Here is a 20,342-nt window from a genome sequence, read left to right on the forward strand (position 1 = left end):
CTGTACTTACCCGTTCAAGCCCACACCAGCGGCAATTGCTCAGAACAGCACCTGGCGCGCGTGGTCGGTGTCCAGGTACTCGCGGACCGAGACGATCAGCCCGTCCCGAACAGTGAAGACTCCTCCACATTTGTTGCTGTAGGCACCACCGGCGCGAGCCGTTGCCTGCGCGGTCCATTCGGCGAACACCTGCTCGCCGTCCGCGATCACGTTCACCAGTTCGATCGTCACCGGCGTACCGGGAGCGAAGAGGTTGCCGGCGGCCGCGCCGAGGAACTCGTCCACGACCATGTCCCGGCCCTTCCAGTCGCCGGACAGTGGCAGATCACCCGGGTAGGTCCAGACCACGTCCGGTGCGAAGCTTGCCCGGATCGTCGGCAGATCACCTGCCGCCACAGCCTCGACGTACCGGGTCACAACGGTCTTCGGGTCGTTCATTCGTGGTGCCTCCTTGTGCAGTGTGAGTACGGCGTTGCCGCGGATGCGGCGGTTGCGCAGGTCGTCGAGTACGGCGTCGGTCCGCGACCAGTCCTCGATCCGGCCGAGCTCCGGGTGGAGCCGTCCCGACGACACCAGCCGGACGAGCGTCGCGAGGTCCTGGTCATCGGGTCCGTGGACGTAGTGGAAGTGCTGGATCCGCGCGGCCTCGGGGCCGGTGAAGAAGTCGAAGAAGTCGAGCGTCACCGGCTGCCGACTGGCCTCGCCGAACCAGATCAGGTCACCGCCGGGAGCCAGCTTGGTCAACGCGACCGGCAGGCTCTCGCCGCCGACGGACTCGAGTACGAGGTCGAAGGGCCCGCGCGCGTCGGCGACGTCGTATACCAGGTCCTCGGCGCCGAGCTCGGGCAGTCGGGCGCCGCGGGCCGGGGAGGAGACGACGGCCGTGACCTCAGCGCCGGCCCCGGCGGCGAGTTCGGTGAAGTAATGGCCGACTCCGCCGGACGCGCCGGTCAGCAGGATTCGCCGTCCGATCACGCTGCCCGCCGTACGCAGCAACCGCAGCGCCGTCAGCCCGGCGAGCGGAAGCGCGGCGGCCTGCTCGAACGAGATGTTGTCCGGCAGTACTGCGACCTGCGTGGCCGGCGCGGTCGCGCGCTCGGCCCAGCCGGAGTGTGGCAGATGCGCGACCACGCGACTGCCGACGGGCGGGCCGTCGGGAGCCGCCTCGACCACCCGGCCCGCGATGTCCTTGCCTGGTCGCCAGCCGTCCCGCGGCCGCTCCAACTGGAACGTCTCGCCGCGGTTGATCGAGTACGCCGCGACCTCGATCACCATGTCGTCCGCGCCGGGCCGGACCTCGTCGACCTCGGCCAGCTCGACCGCGCCGGTGTCCACCGGAACCACTGCTCTCATTGCCGTTCCGCTCCTTCAACTAGACTCGGCAACGACGCTACGAGCGGGTCGTGGCGGCCGGAAGACAGCACTTACTACTGCTATAGGCACCAAATGGATACCGACCAGGTCAGAGGCAAGTGGGACGCCACCAAAGGCGCCTGCCCGACACGTCAGGTGCTGGGCCGGATCGGCGACACCTGGACGATGCTGGTGATCAGCACGCTCGAGAAGGGCGGCACGCTGCGGTCCGGGCAACTCAAGTCGATCATCGAGGGCATCACCCAGAAGATGCTCACGCAGACGCTGCGGCACCTCGAGCGCGACGGCGTCGTACGGCGTGAGGTAGTTCCTACTGTTCCGGTGACGGTCAGCTATACGCTGACGCCGCTCGGCCTGAGCCTGGCCGCGGCCGTCGCGACGATGCGCACCTGGGCCTACGACCACATGGACGAGATCGCCGCAGCGCGCACGGAGTACGACGCCAACCTCTGAGGAGTCACGTGGATCTGCAACTGACCGGGAAGACCGCGGTCGTCACCGGGGCCAGCAAGGGCATCGGGCTTGCCTGCGTCGAGGCGCTCGCGCGGGAGGGCGCGACGGTGACCGGGATCTCCCGTGACCCCGCCAATCTGGCCAAGGCGCAGGAGCAGTTCCCGGACCTGACGTTCGCGGTGGAAGCGGTCGACCTGACCGATGCCGACGCGACGAAGGCGGTGTTCGAGCGGATCGGCGTACCGGACATCCTGATCAACTGCGCGGGCGCAGCGCGGCGTACTCCGGTGGACGAGCTGGACAGCAAGGCGTTGCACGCGGCGATGGAGGCGAAGTACTTCACGTACATGCACGCGACCGAGGCCGTCATCCGTGGCATGGCCGAGCGCGGCAGCGGCGCGGTCGTGAACGTCGTCGGCCAGGGCGGTCGCGCGGCGAACCCGCTGCACATCGGCGGCGGCGCGGCCAACGCGGCGCTGATGCTCGCGTCGGTCGGCTATGCGAAGGCGTACGCCGCGCAGGGCGTCCGGGTCAACGTGATCAACCCGGGAACGACCCGCACCAACCGCGTCGACGAGGGCCTCGAGGCCGCGGTCCGCGCGACCGGCAAGTCGAAGGACGAACTGCTCGCCGAGATGGTCCGCGACGTCCCGATGGGCCGCTTCGGCGAACCCGAAGAGGTCGCCAACGTCGCCGTCTTCCTGGCCTCCCCCCAGGCCAGCTACGTCACCGCCTCAATCATCACCATGGACGGCGCCACCACCGCAGGCATCTGATCACCGCACGGCTCCGTCGGTCGGTCGAGCGGCTGGGTTCGAGAACGGGGTGATCGGGCGGTCTTGGGGTACGCCGTCGATGGTGAGGTCGACGTTCTCGTTGAAGAAGGCTACGTGCCCGGTTATCGGTAGCAGGGGTGCTGTGGGGAAGTCGTAGGACCAGGCGACGTCGGGGACCGAGGGGACCGACCAGTACTCCGACGTGCGGCCCTTGTACGGGCAGGCGGTGACGGTCTCCGACGGGGTCAGGTGCTCCAGGTGGACGGATGTCTTCGGGAAGTAGTAGCGCGGTGGTAGCCCGGTCTCGAAGACGATGACGGTCGAGCTCGAGTCGGCCAGCACGATGCCCTCCACCGCTACCTCGACCCGGCGGGTGGAGTTGATCGCGTCGACGCGGGAGTACGGGTTGCGGGGGTGGACGAAGACTTCCTCGTCTTCCTCGAACCACCGGTCGAGTGCGTCCCATTGGAACCGGACGCGGTCCTTTGCGACGCCGTCGTCGTACACCCAGGCGTGGCCCGACCCGGCGGTGTGCACGCGCGCGACCCCGTGCTGGAAGGACTTCGTGTCGCCGGTGTCGGTCAGTACTCCGTCCGCCACGTCCCCGACCGGGATGTAGTACTGCGGGTACGGCGGGAACTCCCACAGGTAGATCGCGTCCGTCGTGTCGAGGACGACGCGGTCGTCGAGCATCGCGCGGATCCGCCGCGGGACCGGTGCGGTACCGCCGGGCGGGATCAGGGGTTCGGGGTAGGCGCTCATTGGTCCAGTAAAGCGCGGGGCCGGCCCTGGTGGTGCCGGCCCCGCGGCTCGATGGACCGGATCAGACGGTGATCCAGTCGATATCGGCGATGTAGCCGTTCGGGTTGCTGACCTTGATCGAGTTCGCCCCGGCGGTCAGCTTCATCGGCAGGTACGTCACCTGCGGCGTACCCCAGTCGTTGTCGCCGAGACCGCTGTAGTTGGCCCAGTAGTTGTCGGTGCCGTTCACCGTGAGCATGCTCTGCCGGCTGGTGTCACCGTCGGTGTAGGCGATCTTGACCAGGTACGTCCCGGTCGTCGGCACGGTGATGTTGTTGAGCGTCACCGTCGACCCGTAGCCGATGTTGCCGATCTTCGAACCGCCCGAGCACAGGGTGCATCCCGAGACGCCCGCGTCACCGGTCAGTGTGCTGCTCGACGCCTCGGCCTCGTACCGCACCGGCCCGCCGTTCTTCGCGGTGAACATCGTCACCGGCGCACTCGACGCACCCTTGGAACCCTGCACGGTGAACGTGTACTGCGTCTGCGGCAACAGCCCGCTGACGACGACGTTCGTACCCGAGCTGGTCGCCACCTGCTTGCCATTGGCAAACACCTTGTACGACGACGCACCTGCGCTCGGCCGCCAGGTCAGCGACACCGTCGTCCGGCTCACGTCGGTCGCGGTCAGATCGGCCGGGATCGCTCCGCTGCCGTTCGGGGTGATCTTGTACAGCTTCGACCCATGCGCCGGAAGCTGGGCGCTGACTGCGCCGGACACGTTGCGCGTGTTCTGGTTCGCCCAGATGTCGCGGACAGTCGCCTTGCCGTCGATCCCGAGCTGAGCGAAGTTGCCGGTCACCGTGGCGGGGGAGTCGGCCAGGTTGAACAGCGCGACCGTCGTACTGCCGTCCTTGTTCTGCGCGTACCAGACCTGCTGCAACTGGTCCTGGTTCAGCGGACGGGCCGGGTTGCCGGACTGGTCGATCGCGATGACCTCGCGGTTCGTCAGCAGCTTCAGGCCGTACGCGTCGAGCTTGGTCAGGTCGTCACCGGCGAACAGCGGCGCCGAGTTGATCGCCCAGAACGTCATGTAGCTCTGCCGTTCGGCGTCGGTCAGGCCGTCCATCGCGCCGACTCCGACGTTGAGCGCGTCCAGGTTGTTCCAGTGCCCCGGACCGGCGTCGTCGATCCACTGCGGAAGGTCCCACCAGCGTGCCTTCACCGAGCTGTCCCACTTGACGATCGTGTCGCAGTAGCACTCGACGTCGGTATCGATCCGCCAGCCGTTCGAGTTCTGCTTCCACACGTCGGCGTACCGATGGCTGAGCGACCAGGACAGCGTGTACTGCATCGGTCGGCCGGCGTTCTGTACTGCGCGCCACCACGCCTCGATGTCCTCGGTGTTGTTGTGGTTCGGGTCGTCCGGCGCGCCCTTCCACGAGCCCGGGCCGACACCGTCCATCTTGATGAAGTCGACACCCCAGGACGCGAACAGCTTCGCGATCGAGTCCGCGTACTTCTGCGCACACGGACTCTCGTAGTTGATCTTGTACGCCGCGTCCCAGCCGTTGGTCTTGCGCAGGTCGGGGTAGACGATGTCGCGCGTGAAGCAGCCGGGCGCGTCGTAGATCGGCGTGTTGCCGTCGCGGTACACGTCCGTGCCGAGGCCGACGGTGGTGTAGATGCCGAACTTCAGCCCGAGCTTGTGGATGTCGTCGCCGACCGCCTTCATCCCGCGCGGGAAGCGCTTCGCCATCGCGACCGGGCGGCCGTACTCGTCACCGCCGTCCTGCCAGCCGGCGTCGACGTTGATGTACTCGTAGCCGTACGGCTTGAGCTTGGTGGCGAGCGCGTTCGCCTGGGTGAGGATGTTCTTCTCGCTGATGAAGCTGCCCGGGCCGTCGGGGTTGACGCCCGGATAGTTGGTCGACTGCAGGCTCCAGCTGCTCCAGCCCATGTACGGCTTGGCGGCGACCTGCGGATAGGTGGCGGGAGTCGGCTTCTTCGCCTCGATCGCATCGGCGGGGGCGGTTGCGGCTGCCGTCGACACCAGGGCGATGGCAGCCAGCACGGTCAGAGTGGGGCGTCTCAAGGACATGCGATGTTCCTCCGGGGGAGGAGTGAGCGGACGCGGCCGAGCCTAGGTCGGCTTAATTTACACAGTCAAGTATTCAGCGCCGGTGACTTCCTGTGACACGACTGCCATGGAACCTTGATCAACTTCGCTCCGCGGCTCGGTCGTCGTAGCAGCAACAGGCCGGCTTCGTGAGGACGCCGGCCGGGTGCAAGAGGGGGTTCCATCATCGTGAAGGCACGAAAACTCGGCCGTACGGCGATCGCCGTGGCCGGTGCGGCCGGACTGGTCGCGCTCGCGGCGGCCGGTGCGTCGGCGAGCACTCAAGTCGCTCGACCGGCCATGAAATTGGTTGCCGGTAGCACCGATGTGACGTTGGAGAACGTCGAGGACTACGGGACCGACCTCGACCTCGGTACGCATGTGGTGGCCGGCAACGCACCGATCGAGGTGCGGGCCACGCGCGCGTCGTACAGCTCGCCGGTGGTCGCGACGCAGTACGTCAACGGTAAGGCGACCCGGCAGTTGCCGAAGGGGCTCGTCACGGATTTCTCCGGCCTGGGGAAGTTCCTGCACATCACGCTCACCGATGCCGCGGGCAAGAAGGTGCTCGACAAGGACCAGGCGCTGTGTCTGAACGGCGAAGGGTCCCGGACCCGGCCGGACGCGCCCGCGACCTCGCCGTACCCGGACGGCTGTACGGCGAACCCGTTCACGCAGGGCGCGGTCTGGGGCGTGCAGACGGGATGGTCATCGCGGACGTACGGCGGCGGCGATCCGGTGAAGCTTGCCAACGGCAAGTACAAGGCCGTTGTCACGGTCAACAAGGCTACCGGGACTTCTTCAAGATCCCGGCGGCGGACGCATCGGTGAAGCTGAACGTCACGATCCAGAAGGGTGACCCGTCCGGCGACCGGAAGGCGGCAGCGAGCTCGGTGGCGCTGAAGCCTCACACGGCCCGTCCGACCGGGAAGGCGTCCGTACCGAAGGGGCCGAAACCTGACCTGCGGGCGGTGCCGGCCTGGGGGATCGTGGCGGCGCCGGGCGACGAGGGTACGCCGGATGCGGCCAAGGACTTCCTGCAGTTCTCGGCGACCGTGTGGAATGCAGGCCCGTCGCCGCTCGTGCTGGACGGGTTCCGCCGGCAGGGTAAGGACCTGATGGACGCGTACCAGTACTTCTATGACACGCACGGCAAGGAGGTTGGGTACCAGAACACCGGGACGCTCGAGTGGGACGGCCGGCCCGGACACAACCACTGGCACTTCACCGACTTCGCCCGCTACAGCCTGCTGAACTCGAAGCAGACCGAGGTGGTCCGCAGCCAGAAGGAGGCATTCTGCCTGGCCGCGACGGATGCCATCGACTACACGGTGAAGAACGCCAACTGGCACCCGTACAACACCGACCTGCACACCGCGTGCGGCGATCATGGCTCGCTGTCGGTGCGTGAGGTCCTTGACGTCGGCAACGGTGACACCTACGAGCAGTCGTTGCCCGGGCAGTCCTTCGACATCACGAACCTTGCCAACGGCACGTACTACGTCCAGGTGAGCGCGAACCCGGAGAACCGCCTGTACGAGTCGAACACGAAGAACAACGTTGCCCTGCGCAAGGTGATTCTGGGCGGCACCAAGCACCACCGCACCGTCCAGGTCCCGCCTGTCGGTGTGATCACCGCTCCGTAAACAGATGCCCAGGGCAGGTCCGAGTTGAAGGCAGCAGCTCGGACCTGCCCCAGGAGCTCAGTGGTGTTGTGGCCGGCGGCGTGCCCGGCTCGGACGCAGATGCGAGTCCATCCGGGCGTGCTGACGGCGACCCAGGATGAACGGGCGCGACGTCCGCGTGATGGGCGTGCTCGACGGGGCAGACAGCATGATCTCGGTCTGCTGGAGGTTGAGCCGGATCGGGACCTGGTGCCACGGGGACCTGGTCCGAACCAGGACGAGCCGGAACTGGCCGTCCCGCCGCAGCCGCAGCCCGATCGCGATCGTCGCGACCGACGGGATCAGCCCGGCGAGGAGCAGCGCCGACCGCGCCCCGAAGTGCTGAGCGAGGAACCCGACCGTCGGCCCGCCGATCGCGCCGCCCCCGATGAAGACAAGGTTGTAGATCCCGGAGACCCGGCCGCGCAGGCCGTCCGGAGTGGTCAACTGGACCATCGACTGGGCCGCGGTCAGGAACATCAGGGTCGCCATCCCCATCGATGCCAGCACCGGGATGAACGTCCACTGCGACGGCTGGATCGCCGCCAGTACTTGGGTGATCGTGAGCAGGCACGCGATCCCGATCAGGTTGCGCAACCGCGTCGGCCGGACCCGCCGGGCCGAGAGCAGCGCCCCGCACAGCGCCCCGACCGCGACGACGGAGTTCAGTACGCCGTACCCCGATGCGCCGGTGTGGAAGACCCGGTCGGCGAACGCGGTCAGCGTCACCGGCAGGCTGATCGTGAACATGCCGTAGATCCCGACCAGCGCGATCGCCCACCGGACGGCCGGCTCGTGGAACGCGTACCGCACGCCGTCACGCAGTCCGTCGCGGATCCGCATCCCGGCGTTCGCCTTGCGGGCCGCGTGGCCGCCGTGCATCTCGCTCTCGCGCATCCGCAGCAGCGCGCTGATCGAGGCGAAGAATGTGCACGCGTTGATAGCGAACGCCCACGGGGTGCCGAGTACGCCGAGCAGCACGCCGCCGAGCGCCGGCCCGGCCATGCTGCCGAGCTGGAACGTCGACGAGACCATGCTGATCGCGTTCCGCACGGTGTCGCGCGGGACGAGCTCGGTGACGAACGACTGCCGGGTCGGGTTGTCGACCGCGGTGGACAGGCCGAGCACGAACGCCATCGTGTAGACGTGCCACACCTGGACGTGGCCGGTGAAGCCGACGACCGCCAGCACGGCGGCGCACGATCCGAACGTCGTCTGCGTCGCGAGCAGGACCTTCCGCTTCGGGAAGCGGTCCGCGATGACGCCGCCGTACAGACCGAGCAGGAGCGTGGGGGTGAACTGCAGCGCGGTGGTGATGCCGACCGCGGTGGCGCTGCCGGTGAGTGTCAGCACCAGCCAGTCCTGCGCGATGCGCTGGATCCAGCCGCCGGTCGAGACGACCAGCAGCCCGCTGACCAGGAGGCGGAAGTTGCGGACCCGCAGCGCGCTGAAGGTGTCCTTGAAACCGGGACGGCGCGCCTGCGTGTCCCGGAGTCGGGTCGAGTCGGTGGTGCGGTGGAGATGGAAGTCGGTGGACGGGACAGAACCGGAAGTGGCCCGGGTGGTCAAGAGCGATCCCTACGCGTGTGGACTGGTCAGGGGAGGACACGTCCATCCTCACGGTTCGGTACTGGATTCCCCCAGCGAATTACTCCTATTAGTCTTATAGCGTCACGTAATGAAGGGGGAATCGATGTACGACCCGGACCAGCTGCGGACGTTCCTGGCCGTGGCGCAGTCGCTGAGCTTCACCCAGGCGGCCGAGCGGCTCGGTATCCGGCAGCCCACGGTGAGCCAACATGTCCGCAAACTCGAGATGGCCGTCGGGCGACCACTCTTCGTCCGGGACACCCGCACCGTCACGCTGACCGCGGACGGCGAGGCGATGGCCGGCTTCGCCCGGACCATCCTCGCCGCGCACGAAGAGGCTGCCGGGTATTTCACCGGCTCCGAGCTGCGCGGCCGGTTGCGGTTCGGCGTGACCGACGATCTCGCGCTCACGCCGCTGCCCAAGATCCTGCGTGACTTCCGCCAGCTGTACCCGCGGATCGACCTCGAGCTGACCGTTGCCCAGAGCCCGAACCTGCTCCGCCGGGTCGAGTCCGGCCACCTCGACCTCGCGTACGTGAAGCACGGCGTCGGCGGCGGCTACGAACCGAACGGCCGGCTGGTACGCCGTGACCCGCTGGTCTGGGCCGGCATCTCGGGGACCAGGATCGCGCCGGACGGCCCGGTGCCGCTGGTCGCGTACCAGGCGCCGTCGCTGAGCCGGTCGCTCGGTGTGCAGTCGCTCGAGCAGGCCGGTCGTACCTGCCGGATCACCTGCATCGTGCGCGGCGTCAACGGCGTACTCGCGGCTGTCCGGGCCGGTCTCGGGATCGCGATCTTCGCGCGATCGCTGATGCCCGCGGACCTGGTCGAGCCGCCGCCGAGCGCGGGGCTGCCGGAGCTGCCGCCGATCGACCTGGTGCTGATCACCAACCCGCGCGCCGCGAAGGAGCCGGCCGAGGCGCTGACGGCCGCGATCCTCGGCAGCAACGCGCCGCTGAAGCCGGACGCCGTACTCGATCCGCAGGCGCCGCCTAGATCAGTGCGTCACCGCGCAACACCAGCGTGATGACGCTGACCGCGGCGATGGCGATCGTGACGAGGAAGGGCGCGTTGCGCCAGAGCAGGATCGTGACGAGCAGCGCGGCGACGACGGCGAGCGCGATCCAGCCGACGATGCCGATCGCTCCGGCGGGTGCGATCACCAGCAGCCCGGTCGCGAGTGCCAGCGGGAGCGGGGCGAGCAGCCGGGCGTAGGACCCGAGCCGCTGCGGCCAGCCTCGTACGCCGGTCGCGAGGTCGTCGTCCAGATCGGGTACGACGTTTGCCAAATGGGCACCGATCCCCAGGAGGGCGCCCGCCGCGGTGGCCCACCAGGGCGCCCAGACGTCTGCGGTGCCGAGCGTGACGAACGACGGCAGTGCACCGAAGGCGACGGCGTACGGGAGCCAGGAGATCGCGGTCGACTTCAGGCCCAGGTTGTACGCCCAGGCGCAGGCGACGAACAGCAGGTGAACCAGGCCGGCCGCGAGTCCGTTGGCAAGGGAGACCGGGATCGTGACCACCAGCATGATGCCGGCACCGATCGTGAGCGTCCGGCGACTCACCAGTCCGAGCACCACGGGCTTGTCCCGGCGGTTCACAATGGTGTCGCGGGCGGCATCTATCGCGTCATTGCTCCAGCCGATCGAGAGGTGGCCGGTGAGGATCGTTGCTGCGACGAGGAGACACCCGGCCGGACTTCGCCCGGCCGACCATGCGACAGCCGTGACGAGCGCGGTCACGGCGACAGTCGGCCCGGGGTGGCAGGCAAGAGCCAGACCTTTCACGGTCTTCACCGACGTAACGATGCCACGATGACGCGGATCGCAGCGGTCCGGCCCGCGCTCCCGCCGTACCGCTATCCGCAGTCGGAGCTGACCGAGGCGTTCGCGTCGATCTGTCTGCCGGACGGGCGGAGCTCGGCGCTGCTCCGGCGGCTGCATGCGAACGCGGGGGTGTCGTACCGGCATCTCGCGTTGCCGCTGGAGCGGTACGCCGTACTCAAGGACTTCGGCGAGGCGAACGACGAGTGGATCGCGACGGCCGTGGATCTCGGCGCGGAGGCGGTCGCGGGCGCGGTGAAGGATGCCGGGCTGACGTTGGACGACGTCGACGTACTGATGTTCACGACGGTGACCGGGGTGGCGGCGCCGTCGATCGACGCGCGGGTGGCGATGCGGCTGGGGCTGCGGGAGGACGTGAAGCGGCTGCCGTTGTTCGGGCTCGGGTGTGTCGGGGGAGCGGCGGGGATCGCGCGGCTGCACGACTACCTGACGGCGTGGCCGACGCATGTCGCCGTACTGCTGTCGGTGGAGTTGTGCTCGTTGACGTTGCAGCGGGACGACGCATCCCTGCCGAATCTGGTGGGTGGGGCGTTGTTCGGGGACGGGGCGGCCGCGGTTGTGCTGACGGGGTCGGAGCATCCGCTCGCGTCGGGGCCTTCGGTGGTGGCGACGCGGTCGCGGCTGTATCCGGACTCGGAGCGGGTGATGGGGTGGGACATCGGGTCGGGCGGGTTCCGGATCGTGCTCGGGGCGGATGTGCCGGAGGTGGTGCGTCAGTACTTGGGTGGTGATGTCCGGGGGTTCCTGGAGGATCACGGGTTGACCGTGCCGGATATTGGCACGTGGGTGAGTCATCCGGGTGGGCCGAAGGTGCTGGACGCGGTCTCGGAGACGCTGGGGCTGCGGCCGGGAGCGCTGGATCTGACCTGGACGTCGCTGGATGCGGTCGGCAACTTGTCGTCGTCCTCGGTGCTGCATGTGCTCGGTGACACGCTCAAGCTGGATCCTTCTCCTGAGGGTCCGGGCGTGCTGCTGGCGATGGGACCTGGTTTCTGTTCCGAGCTCGTGCTGATGGAGTGGTGATGTACGGCTGGTATCTGGGCCTGGTGATCCTGGTCGCGTGCGAGCGCGTGGCCGAGCTGGTCGTGTCGCTGCGGAACGCGAAATGGAGCTTCGCGCAGGGCGGGGTGGAGTCCGGGCGCGGCCACTATCCGTTCATGGTCGTGCTGCACACCGGGCTGCTGGCCGCGTGCCTGGTGGAGGCGTGGTACCGGCCGTTCATCCCCTGGCTGGGATGGACGATGCTGGCGGTGGTGCTGCTCGCGCAGGGGCTGCGGTGGTGGTGCATCTCGGTCCTCGGACACCAGTGGAACACGCGCGTGATCGTCGTACCGGGTCTGCGGTTGGTTGCCGGCGGCCCGTACCGGTGGATCCGGCACCCTAACTATGTGGCTGTGGTCGCGGAGGGGATCGCACTGCCGCTGGTGCACACCGCGTGGATCACGGCGCTGGTCTTCACCCTGCTGAACATCCCGCTGCTCGCCGTCCGCATCCGCACCGAGGAAACCGCACTCAACTCCGCCCTGGCGAAGTGAGCCATCCAGACGCCGCACCTCGGCCTGGCGACGTCCGGCGAGCCGGTACGCCGGAGGTCGACCTGCTCGTCGCCGGGGCCGGACCGGCCGGTTGTGCCACCGCGATCCGGGCTGCACTCGCCGGGCTGTCGGTCGTCGTTGTGGAGCCGCGGTCGGGGCCCATCGACAAAGCATGCGGCGAGGGCATCGCCCACAGCGCGGTCGAGTACCTCACCCGCCTGGGCGTGGAACTTTCCGGCCGCCCGTTCCACGGAATCCGCTACGTCGACGCCACCCACCAGGTAGACGCCCGCTTCACCGCCGGCCCCGGCCTCGGCGTACGCCGAACCACCCTCCAAGCCGCGTTGCTGAAGCGCCTGTCCGACCTCAACATCCCCGTCATCCAGGCCCGAGTCGGCCCCATCACCCAGAACACCTCATCAGTCACCGCCGCCAACTTCACCGCCCACTACCTAGCCGCCGCCGACGGCCTCCACTCACCCATCCGCCGCCAACTGAATCTTTCTGGTGAGAAGTCTGGGGAGGTCCGGCGCGGACTTCGGCAGCACTTCCGCGTGTCACCCTGGACCGACCTTGTGGAGGTCTACTGGTCTCGGCTCGGCGAGGCGTACGTGACTCCGGTCGCCGACGATCTGGTCGGCGTCGCCGTGCTCACCTCCGCGCGTGGCACGTTCGACTCGCATCTCGACGCCTTCCCCGCGCTGAAGCGCCGCCTGCAAGGCGCCCAGCCCGCCAGCGCAGTGATGGGTGCCGGCCCGCTCCGCCAACGCGTCCACGCCCGCACCGCCGGCCGCGTCCTCCTGGTCGGCGACGCCGCCGGCTACGTAGACGCACTCACCGGTGAAGGCATCGCCGTCGCCCTCCGCACCTCCGCCGAGCTCGTCGACTGCATCCGCGCCGACCGCCCACAGGACTACGAAGCGGCCTGGCGTCGCGTCTCCTGGGAGTGCCGCCTGCTCACCGCATCGTTGCTCTGGGCCCGCAACCGCCCACTCCTCGCGCCCCGCATCGTGCCGGCCGCGGCCGCCCTCCCCGCCGTCTACCGCACCATCGTCAACCGGTTGTCCTAGGCAACCGTAAGCCCGGAAAAATACCGCAGGCCCGGCGATCGCTCAGACAATCGCCGGGCCCACGGGTGGCCCGAGCTTCCTGGTGAAAAGCTCGGACCCGAGCCGTTCCGGCCTCCTGGTGAAAGGCCGGACCGGCTGACAAGGAAGACTCTGTCAGCCGGATGTTGCCCAACAGTTGCCGGAATGTGAAGCCTTGTTACATGGGGCTGTGGCGTACATCTCAGTGCTCCGTACGCACCGCGGCAATCTGCAACTGCAAAGCCAGCCGCTGCTGCGGATCCGAGAGGTCCAACTCCGCAATCTCCCCGATCCGCTTCATCCGATGCCGCAACGTGTTCGTGTGCAGATGCAACTCCCGCGCAGCCCGCTGCGGCTGACCCGGATAATCCAGCCACGCCTGTAACGTTTCCACATATCCGGTGTCGTGCTCGATGTCGTGCCGCAGCAGCGTCGCGAGCGGACCATCCAGCTTGGTGGTATCAAGCGACGTGACCGCTCGATGAACGGTCAGCACATGCCACGCCTCTTCCACCCGCAGCACCGGCCCCGGCGCGACACCCCGCCGTACCAGACCGAGTAACTCGACCGCCTCCGCCCGTGAGCTCGGCAGATCAGCCGGACCACGCGCCGGACCACCAGCAGCCGCGTACGTCCCCGGCGCCTGCTCCTGCACCAGCTTCTGCAACCAGTTCCACGATCCTGGCCCGTCCGTGTCGGTCACCACGGCCAGTACGGTCCCGTCGAGGTCAGCCAGCTGCGGCTCGCTCCACCCGTGCCGACGCCCGGTCGACTCCCACAGGTCCAGTTGCTGCGGTACGTCGTACCCGTCCGGCGACCCGAGCGCCACCACCCGCCACGGCTGCCGCGGGAGCCGTACGTCGACCGGGTTGTCCGGCGAGAACTGCCGCAGGATCGTCCGCAGCCGATCGATCGCACTCCGCCGCGCTACGTCGGCCTGCGCCCGCAGCCGCAACAGGTGCAGCGCGAGCACGGATGCGGCGTTGCTGAGCTCCGCAGTGACCGCATCACTCACCGGACCGTCGACAACAGCCCAGATAGACCCCAGCCACTCACCACCAGCCCTGACCGGTACGACGAGACGTGGGCGGATCCCATTCGGTCCGTCCGGCACCAGGAACGGCTCGCTGGACCGCGCCAACCGCCGGAAGATGCCACGGGCGCGGAAATGCGCGATCACCTCGGCCGGCACCCGACGGCCGACGATGGTGGACACACGGGTCGGGTCAGTGAAGTCCTGACCAGAGGAGTACGCCAGAACACGCGACTGGTTGTCCTCGATGGTCACTGGCGCGTCGACGATCGCCGCGGCCGCATCCGCCAGCGCGAACAGCTCTTGGTGTACGCCGGCGTCTCCAGCGGCAGGGGAGTCCGGTGCGGCGGCACGGTCGATGACGCCGCGCATCAGCCACACCACATGCGCCCACGTGACACTCGGCTGCAGTGCGACCAGCGTCAGGGCGGACTTGTCCGCTGCCGTGACCACAGTCGGCTCGTGGGCGAGCGCCGTACGCAGAACCGCTGCGGACGCGCCGCTGGCCGCACAGCGCTCCACGAGCTCTACAGCGTCCTCTGCGTCGCGCAGACCGAGTCCGAGGACCAGATCGCCCGGCTGACCGGTCGCAGCCTCCTGAGGGTCGGCCAGGAACACATCGCGCACCTCAGTGTCGCCCTTGCCGGTCACCACCATCTCGAAGAGGGCAGGTCCGACGGCGGCAATCAGGTCAGGCGCGGTGATCACCAGGCCATTGTGCAGGTTATTGTGCGATGAGCACAGTCATTGATCCCGTCAATGGTGTGATCGCACCATGACAGCCGCTCGCGGTGGCCGCACCATCGATACATGACCACAGCTGGTTCCGCAGTACCGCACATCGTTCCTGACCGCGTTGCCGTCGTCGGCGCGGGCATGGTCGGGCTGGCCACCGCCTGGTTCCTCCAGGAGGCCGGCGTCGAGGTGACCGTGCTCGACCGTGAAGGTGTCGCCGCGGGCGCGTCCTGGGGCAACGCCGGCTGGCTGACGCCCGGCCTGGCCACCCCACTGCCGGAACCAGCGGTCCTCAAGTACGGCGTCCGTGCGGTGCTGAGCCCTGCCTCACCGGTGTATGTCCCGCCGACCGCGAGCCCGCGGCTCCTCAAGTTCCTCACCCGCTTCGCTCGCAACAGCACCGCCGGACGCTGGAAGACCGCGATGGAGTCGCTGGTCCCGATCAACCGTCAGGCGCTGGACGCGTTCGACTTCCTGGCCAAGGCCGGTGTCGAGGCCCAGACATACGAGGCGAAGTCGTTCCTGGCCGCGTACCGGACGGTCGAGGAGCGCAGCGTGCTGCTCGAGGAGATCGAGCACATCCACGCTGCCGGCCAGGGCATCGAGTTCGAGGCGATCAGCGGTGACGACGCCCGCGCGATCGAGCCCTCGCTGTCCGACGAGATCGGCGCCGCGATCCGGCTGCACGGCCAGCGGTTCATCAACCCGGGTGCTTATGTCCAGCTGCTCGCGGACTCGGTGATCGCTCGCGGCGGGCAGATCATCAACGGCGTGGTCGTGAAGGACATCGTCGACGAGATCCGCGGCGTCCGGCTGATCACCGGCGACGGCGAGACCGACCCGTTCGATGCGGTCGTGATGGCGACCGGTGCGTGGCTGGGCGATCTGGCACGGCAGTACGGCGTGAAGACCGTCGTACAGGCGGGTCGTGGGTACAGCTTCAGCGTGCCGATGGCGCATGTGCCGGCCGGTCCGGTGTACTTCCCGGCGCAGCGGATCGCCTGCACGCCGCTCGGTGACCGGCTCCGTGTCGCGGGGATGATGGAGTTCCGCAAGCCTGAGGCCAAGCTCGACCCGCGCCGGATCAATGCGATCGTCGAGGCCGCCCGGCCGCTGCTGCGGGATGCCGACCTGGACGCCCGGACGTTCGAGTGGGTCGGTCCGCGGCCTTGTACTCCGGACGGTCTGCCGCTGATCGGCGCGACCGCGTCGCCGCGAGTCTTCGCCGCCGGCGGTCACGGCATGTGGGGTATCACGCTCGGCCCGATCACCGGACAGCTGCTGGCCGAGACCATCACCACCGGTCGCGCGCCGGAGGAACTGCGGCCGTTCAACCCACTCCGCTGACGAACCGGCGGGACCCCGACGACGTGGTCCCGCCGTCCCCGCTGACCGTCTCCTCGAGCAGCCCCTTCGGTGACCCTCCTCGGGCAGCACCTCATCTGCCCGCACGACCTCGGCCACCATGTCGCTGCTCCGGTCAGCCCCGAGAGCGGGCCCTGGCGTCTTTCTCCTGCCCAGGGCCCGCTCTTTCTGTTTTCTGTCGGTGGGCTGTGCGAAGGTTCCTGCCATGGTGCTCAGGTGGTACACGGTTGTGATCGACTGCCACGACGTCCGGAAGCAGGCGGCCTGGTGGGCCGAGGCCTTCGGCTGGAAGACGATCATCGAAACCGACGACGAATGTGTGAACGTCCCCGGCTGGGTCGAGCCGGACACCGTCAAGGACATCCCGTGGGAGCGGATCGGTCCCGGCATGGTGTTCGTCCCGGTGCCCGAGGGCAAGACGCTGAAGAACCGGCTGCATCTGGATTTCGCGCCGAACACGAGCCAGGACCGCGACGCCGAGATCGCCCGCCTGGAGGCCCTCGGTGCCAAGCGTGTCGACGTCGGCCAGCCCGAAGGGCCGAGCTGGACCGTCCTGGCCGACCCGGAAGGCAACGAGTTCTGCGTCCTGAGCTCCCGCGACTTCTAGATGCTGACGATCCGGTCCGAAGTGCCGCCGTCCCGCATCCCGGAGCTGACAGACCTGATGTGTACGGCGTGGTGGATGTCGGACCGTACTCCCGATGAGGTCGCCCGGTTGGTCGAGCACTCGGACGTGATTGTCGCCCTGATCCACGGCCCGACGGACCGCCTGGTCGGCTTCGCTCGCGTAATCACCGACTACACGCACGTCGCGCTCGTGCTGGACGTGATCGTTGACGAGTCGCGCCGCGGCTCCGGTCTCGGCGCAGCGCTCCTGGACGCGGTGATCAACCACTCCGAGCTCGCCGGCGTCCGCAGCCTCGAGCTCGTCTGCCAGCCCGAGCTCGTCCCGTTCTACCGACGCTGGGGCTTCACGGATCAGGTCGGCGCCTCCACGCTGATGCGCCGGACCACGGATACCCGCCTGATCTCTTGCTGATAGCTGACGACGCAGGCACGATCACCAGGACGCGCCAACGACGTACGGAGGCCCTGCCCGATGTCGGACGTGAACCCAACCCCACCCGCCCGCCACACCCAGTCCGGGCCGCCGTCGCCGTCCGGTCCGACTGGTGGGCCGATGCCCTACGGGCCGCCGGTGCGGCCCGCTCGCTCCGCGCCGGATGCCCCGCCAGCCTGGACAGTCAGGGCCCGCCCGGTGGTGGACCTGTCGTCGAGGATCCTCTGCCTGGTGACCGGCGGAGCGTTGCTCGTCGCCGGGCTCGTCGGCCTGTTCACCGGCGTCAGCGAGGGCGCGCTCATCACCGTCCTCGCGGCCGGGCTGCTGCTGGTGATCATGCCGTCGATCGTCGACCGGATCAGGCGCATGAAGCTCGGCGAGTTCGAAGTACACCTGGTCCGTCAGATTGCCGCGACCGCGCGCAAGAGCGCCGACACCCTGCGGGCTCTGGGCATGGAGAAGCAGCTCGACGCCTACGCGACCATCTACACCGAGCTGCGCGGGCCCGAGCTGAAGGCGGTCCGCGGCGAGATTCTCGACCGGATCGTCCAACGTGTCGCCAACGCGTCGGCCGTGGAGAAGTTCGACAAGGATGAGGTCAGGGACCTGTTCTTCACCGGTTCACCGATCGTCCGCGTCCTCGCCCTCGGCCTGATGGAAGGCGACCCCTCCCTGCTCGACAGCCAGGTCCTGCTGACGGCGATCAACACCTCGCTCACCGGCAACGAGCAGTACCACGCGCTCAGAGTGATCCGGAACGGCTGGGGTCAGTTGTCGGAGACCCACCGGGGCGAGCTACTCGCCGCCATCAATTCGAATCCTCAGATCGCGAACGGACCGGCCCGGCGTGAGGTGGCAAACGAAATCCAGGAACTCCACCGGAGTCCCTGGATTCCGTCAACCAATTGATTCAGTGCGTGTGTTGGATCAGTGCGTGTGCGGCTCGCTGCCGTGCTCCGCCTCATGGGCGGCGATCTGCGCCTTGACCTCTTCCATGTCCACCGCGCGCAGCTGACCGATCAGGTCCTCCAGGCTCGCTGCCGGCAGCGCACCGGCCTGCGAGTACAGGACGACGCCGTCACGGACCGCCATCAGCGTGGGGATCGACGAGATCTGGAACGCCTGCGCCAGCTCGCCCTGAGCCTCGGTGTCGACCTTGCCGAAGGTGATGTCACCGTGCTGCTCGGACGACTTCTCGAAAACCGGCCCGAACATCTTGCACGGGCCACACCACTCGGCCCAGAAATCCACCAGCACGAGACCGTCGCCACCGACCACCTCGTTGAAGTTGTCCTGGGTCAGCTCGACCGTTGCCACTACGACCTCCGAAAGTAGATGAGTACGCCTAGCTCAACATCGATCGGCCCCGGACTTGTTCCCGGCCCCCGGACGGAGCACGCCGGCCAATGTCGTACGGCGTACGACATTGACCGGAATGCGGAGTCTCGTATGTGACCTGGGCCACGTCGCCGTCAGATGGAGTCCACGAACGGTGACGCGTAGTCCTGCACCTCGCCGAGGATCGACGCGGCTGCCTCGGGGGTGAGGTCGGCGCGCTCTCGCTCTGCAACGATCATTTGCTTGAGCAGCCGGGTCTCACCCGCCGTAGCGAGACCGGTGATCTCGGGATGACCGTTCAGCAGCCAGGCGGTCGCGGCGGTGATGTAGCGCTGTTCGTCGAACGGCCGGTACCAGGTGTCGTACGCCTTGTCCTCGCCGTCCTGCCAGTTGCGTCGGGCAATCATCTTGATCGTCATCAGCGCTGCGTCCGACGCCTTCACGGCCTCGACCAGGCCGGCGTAGTCAGCTGCGTACTGCGGGTCGGTCGAGAGCTTGTAGTTCAACGGGGTGAGCACGCTGTCGAAATCGAACCGGCGCAGGCCCTCGGTGTGCACCGACGGCGCCTGCTCGGTGTGACCGGTGATGCCGATCGCCCGGACCATACCTTCGTCCTTGGCGCGGATGGCCGCTTCCAGCGAACCGCCCTTGCCGGTGACGAGATCGAGGTTCTCCATGTCGCAGACCGCGTGCATCTGAATCAGATCCACGTGGTCGGTCTGCAGCCGCTCGAGCGAGCGGTTGATCTCGCTCCAGGCCTCCTCGACCGTCCGGCGGCCGGTCTTGGTGGCGAGGAAGATGCGGTCCCGGATCTCCGGCATCCGCGGCCCGAGTCGCAGCTCGGCGTCGCCGTAGTCCGCGGCGACGTCGAAATGATTGATACCGGCATCCAGAGCTTCCTGGATCGAGGCATCCGCCCGGTCCTGGTCGACTCCGCCGAGCGACGCGGCGCCGTAGATCAGTACCGAGCTCTGGTGTCCGAGTCTGCCCAGTCGGCGAGTTTCCATCCTGGTCCTCCACGGGGTAGCAGGGTCACTCCGACCCTATGCCCGGAAGCCTCTTCGGCAAGCGGTTGTCCACAGGCTAATTTGACCCCCTCGCCACGGGAGAGTTTTCCACAGGCGGATCGTCGCATCGGTTACTCTTTGTGATCAGTTGGTGCATTCTTTACCATGTTGTTCGCACGGATATTCGAAACCTGTCCACGGCGTGTGGCATGGTGTGCGCTGCCCGGTCGACCTGAACGGTCATGAGAGAGGAGCTATGACGACGGTGCCGAAGGTGTCACGCTTGGCCGGTAATAGTGACGGTGAGGGTGACACTGCCCGCGAGCGGGGTAACAGTATGGCTGCGGGGAGCGATGGACCATCCGGATCCTGGGCTCAGGTCTCCCAGTGGACGGTTGCTTGCCGTATCCTCCCGGCTACTGTCCGCGTAACTGCTGTCTGAGGGGCGGGTAGGGATGAGTTGGTGGCGCACAGTACTGAATCTGCCGCCAAAAGGTGAGCATTGGTCGGACCAGCGCCGGACTAAGAAGCCCGGCAAGGGACGCCCGCAGAGCACCGCGCCGGAGTGGTGGGCCCACCCCGGTGGCCCGGTGCAACCTACCCCTCGGCAAGCGCAGGGC

Annotated in this window: 20 protein-coding genes; 12 read left to right on the top strand and 8 right to left on the bottom strand. The window is 68.0% G+C overall.

The window, feature by feature from the left end:
• Positions 1–39 precede the first annotated feature (39 nt).
• A complete protein-coding gene (locus tag FDA38_RS11350; RefSeq protein WP_137253977.1) occupies positions 40–1,353 on the bottom strand; it encodes a nuclear transport factor 2 family protein in 1,314 nt (437 codons plus the stop codon).
• A 93-nt stretch (positions 1,354–1,446) separates the two neighbouring features.
• On the opposite strand from FDA38_RS11350, the gene FDA38_RS11355 reads away from it, so the two are divergent.
• Together FDA38_RS11355 and FDA38_RS11360 are read left to right on the top strand one after the other, a co-directional pair.
• Positions 1,447–1,827 carry a winged helix-turn-helix transcriptional regulator gene (locus tag FDA38_RS11355; RefSeq protein ID WP_137253978.1) on the top strand — a complete coding sequence of 127 codons (381 nt, stop codon included), beginning with the start codon at positions 1,447–1,449 and terminating at the stop codon, positions 1,825–1,827.
• Positions 1,828–1,835: 8 nt separating this feature from the next.
• Complete coding sequence (locus tag FDA38_RS11360) at positions 1,836–2,603, top strand: SDR family NAD(P)-dependent oxidoreductase (protein ID WP_137253979.1); 768 nt, start codon at positions 1,836–1,838, stop codon at positions 2,601–2,603.
• Here FDA38_RS11360 and FDA38_RS11365 read toward each other — a convergent pair whose 3' ends face one another.
• A complete protein-coding gene (locus tag FDA38_RS11365; RefSeq protein WP_137253980.1) occupies positions 2,604–3,365 on the bottom strand; it encodes a DUF427 domain-containing protein in 762 nt (253 codons plus the stop codon).
• A 61-nt stretch (positions 3,366–3,426) separates the two neighbouring features.
• Complete coding sequence (locus FDA38_RS11370; RefSeq protein ID WP_137253981.1) at positions 3,427–5,445, bottom strand: fibronectin type III domain-containing protein; 2,019 nt, start codon at positions 5,443–5,445, stop codon at positions 3,427–3,429.
• Positions 5,446–5,652: 207 nt separating this feature from the next.
• Here FDA38_RS11370 and FDA38_RS43005 point away from each other — a divergent pair, with 207 nt between their 5' ends.
• Both FDA38_RS43005 and FDA38_RS43010 read left to right on the top strand, forming a co-directional pair.
• Positions 5,653–6,294 (top strand): hypothetical protein, encoded by a 642-nt coding sequence (locus tag FDA38_RS43005; RefSeq protein WP_233714645.1) that lies wholly within the window; start codon positions 5,653–5,655, stop codon positions 6,292–6,294.
• Positions 6,291–7,109 carry a lysyl oxidase family protein gene (locus FDA38_RS43010; RefSeq protein ID WP_233714646.1) on the top strand — a complete coding sequence of 273 codons (819 nt, stop codon included), beginning with the start codon at positions 6,291–6,293 and terminating at the stop codon, positions 7,107–7,109. The genes FDA38_RS43005 and FDA38_RS43010 overlap by 4 nt, the downstream gene beginning before the upstream one ends.
• A 57-nt stretch (positions 7,110–7,166) precedes the next feature.
• Here the strand turns inward: FDA38_RS43010 and FDA38_RS11380 are convergent, their stop codons facing one another.
• Positions 7,167–8,696, bottom strand: a complete 1,530-nt coding sequence (locus FDA38_RS11380) for an MFS transporter (protein ID WP_137253982.1) — start codon at positions 8,694–8,696, stop codon at positions 7,167–7,169.
• 109 nt (positions 8,697–8,805) lie between these two features.
• On the opposite strand from FDA38_RS11380, the gene FDA38_RS11385 reads away from it, so the two are divergent.
• Positions 8,806–9,744: a LysR substrate-binding domain-containing protein gene (locus FDA38_RS11385; protein ID WP_233714647.1), complete on the top strand. Its 939-nt coding sequence runs from the start codon at positions 8,806–8,808 to the stop codon at positions 9,742–9,744.
• Here FDA38_RS11385 and FDA38_RS11390 read toward each other — a convergent pair.
• A complete protein-coding gene (locus tag FDA38_RS11390) occupies positions 9,710–10,513 on the bottom strand; it encodes a UbiA family prenyltransferase (protein WP_233714648.1) in 804 nt (267 codons plus the stop codon). The genes FDA38_RS11385 and FDA38_RS11390 overlap by 35 nt on opposite strands.
• An 18-nt stretch (positions 10,514–10,531) precedes the next feature.
• Between FDA38_RS11390 and FDA38_RS11395 the strand changes: the two genes are divergently transcribed.
• The 3 genes from FDA38_RS11395 to FDA38_RS11405 are packed head-to-tail and all read left to right on the top strand — an operon-like array spanning position 10,532 to position 13,166.
• Complete coding sequence (locus FDA38_RS11395; protein WP_137253983.1) at positions 10,532–11,584, top strand: type III polyketide synthase; 1,053 nt, start codon at positions 10,532–10,534, stop codon at positions 11,582–11,584.
• Positions 11,584–12,096 (top strand): isoprenylcysteine carboxyl methyltransferase family protein, encoded by a 513-nt coding sequence (locus FDA38_RS11400; protein WP_137253984.1) that lies wholly within the window; start codon positions 11,584–11,586, stop codon positions 12,094–12,096. Before FDA38_RS11395 ends, FDA38_RS11400 begins: the two co-directional genes overlap by 1 nt.
• The gene (locus FDA38_RS11405) at positions 12,093–13,166 is read left to right on the top strand and encodes an NAD(P)/FAD-dependent oxidoreductase (protein WP_137253985.1); all 1,074 of its coding nucleotides are present in this window, start codon (positions 12,093–12,095) and stop codon (positions 13,164–13,166) included. Before FDA38_RS11400 ends, FDA38_RS11405 begins: the two co-directional genes overlap by 4 nt.
• 220 nt (positions 13,167–13,386) lie before the next feature.
• On the opposite strand, the gene FDA38_RS11410 is transcribed toward FDA38_RS11405, so the two are convergent.
• A complete protein-coding gene (locus FDA38_RS11410) occupies positions 13,387–14,925 on the bottom strand; it encodes a helix-turn-helix domain-containing protein (RefSeq protein WP_137253986.1) in 1,539 nt (512 codons plus the stop codon).
• Between the two features lie 102 nt (positions 14,926–15,027).
• On the opposite strand from FDA38_RS11410, the gene FDA38_RS11415 reads away from it, so the two are divergent.
• The 4 genes from FDA38_RS11415 to FDA38_RS11430 all read left to right on the top strand — a co-directional run bounded on the left by FDA38_RS11415 (position 15,028) and on the right by FDA38_RS11430 (position 18,286).
• Positions 15,028–16,299: an NAD(P)/FAD-dependent oxidoreductase gene (locus tag FDA38_RS11415; RefSeq protein WP_137253987.1), complete on the top strand. Its 1,272-nt coding sequence runs from the start codon at positions 15,028–15,030 to the stop codon at positions 16,297–16,299.
• A 223-nt stretch (positions 16,300–16,522) separates the two neighbouring features.
• The gene (locus FDA38_RS11420; RefSeq protein WP_137253988.1) at positions 16,523–16,924 is read left to right on the top strand and encodes a VOC family protein; all 402 of its coding nucleotides are present in this window, start codon (positions 16,523–16,525) and stop codon (positions 16,922–16,924) included.
• Positions 16,925–17,356, top strand: a complete 432-nt coding sequence (locus FDA38_RS11425; protein WP_137253989.1) for a GNAT family N-acetyltransferase — start codon at positions 16,925–16,927, stop codon at positions 17,354–17,356.
• 60 nt (positions 17,357–17,416) lie between these two features.
• Positions 17,417–18,286 (top strand): hypothetical protein, encoded by an 870-nt coding sequence (locus FDA38_RS11430; RefSeq protein WP_137253990.1) that lies wholly within the window; start codon positions 17,417–17,419, stop codon positions 18,284–18,286.
• Between the two features lie 18 nt (positions 18,287–18,304).
• Here FDA38_RS11430 and trxA read toward each other — a convergent pair whose 3' ends face one another.
• Together trxA and FDA38_RS11440 are read right to left on the bottom strand one after the other, a co-directional pair.
• On the bottom strand, positions 18,305–18,694 hold the full coding sequence (gene trxA / locus FDA38_RS11435; protein WP_137253991.1) for a thioredoxin: 390 nt from the start codon (positions 18,692–18,694) through the stop codon (positions 18,305–18,307).
• A 155-nt stretch (positions 18,695–18,849) separates the two neighbouring features.
• Positions 18,850–19,722: an aldo/keto reductase gene (locus FDA38_RS11440; RefSeq protein WP_137253992.1), complete on the bottom strand. Its 873-nt coding sequence runs from the start codon at positions 19,720–19,722 to the stop codon at positions 18,850–18,852.
• Positions 19,723–20,342 lie beyond the last annotated feature (620 nt).

Origin of the sequence: Kribbella jiaozuonensis, assembly GCF_005233875.1 — a bacterium.
GTDB classification, from domain to species: domain Bacteria; phylum Actinomycetota; class Actinomycetes; order Propionibacteriales; family Kribbellaceae; genus Kribbella; species Kribbella jiaozuonensis.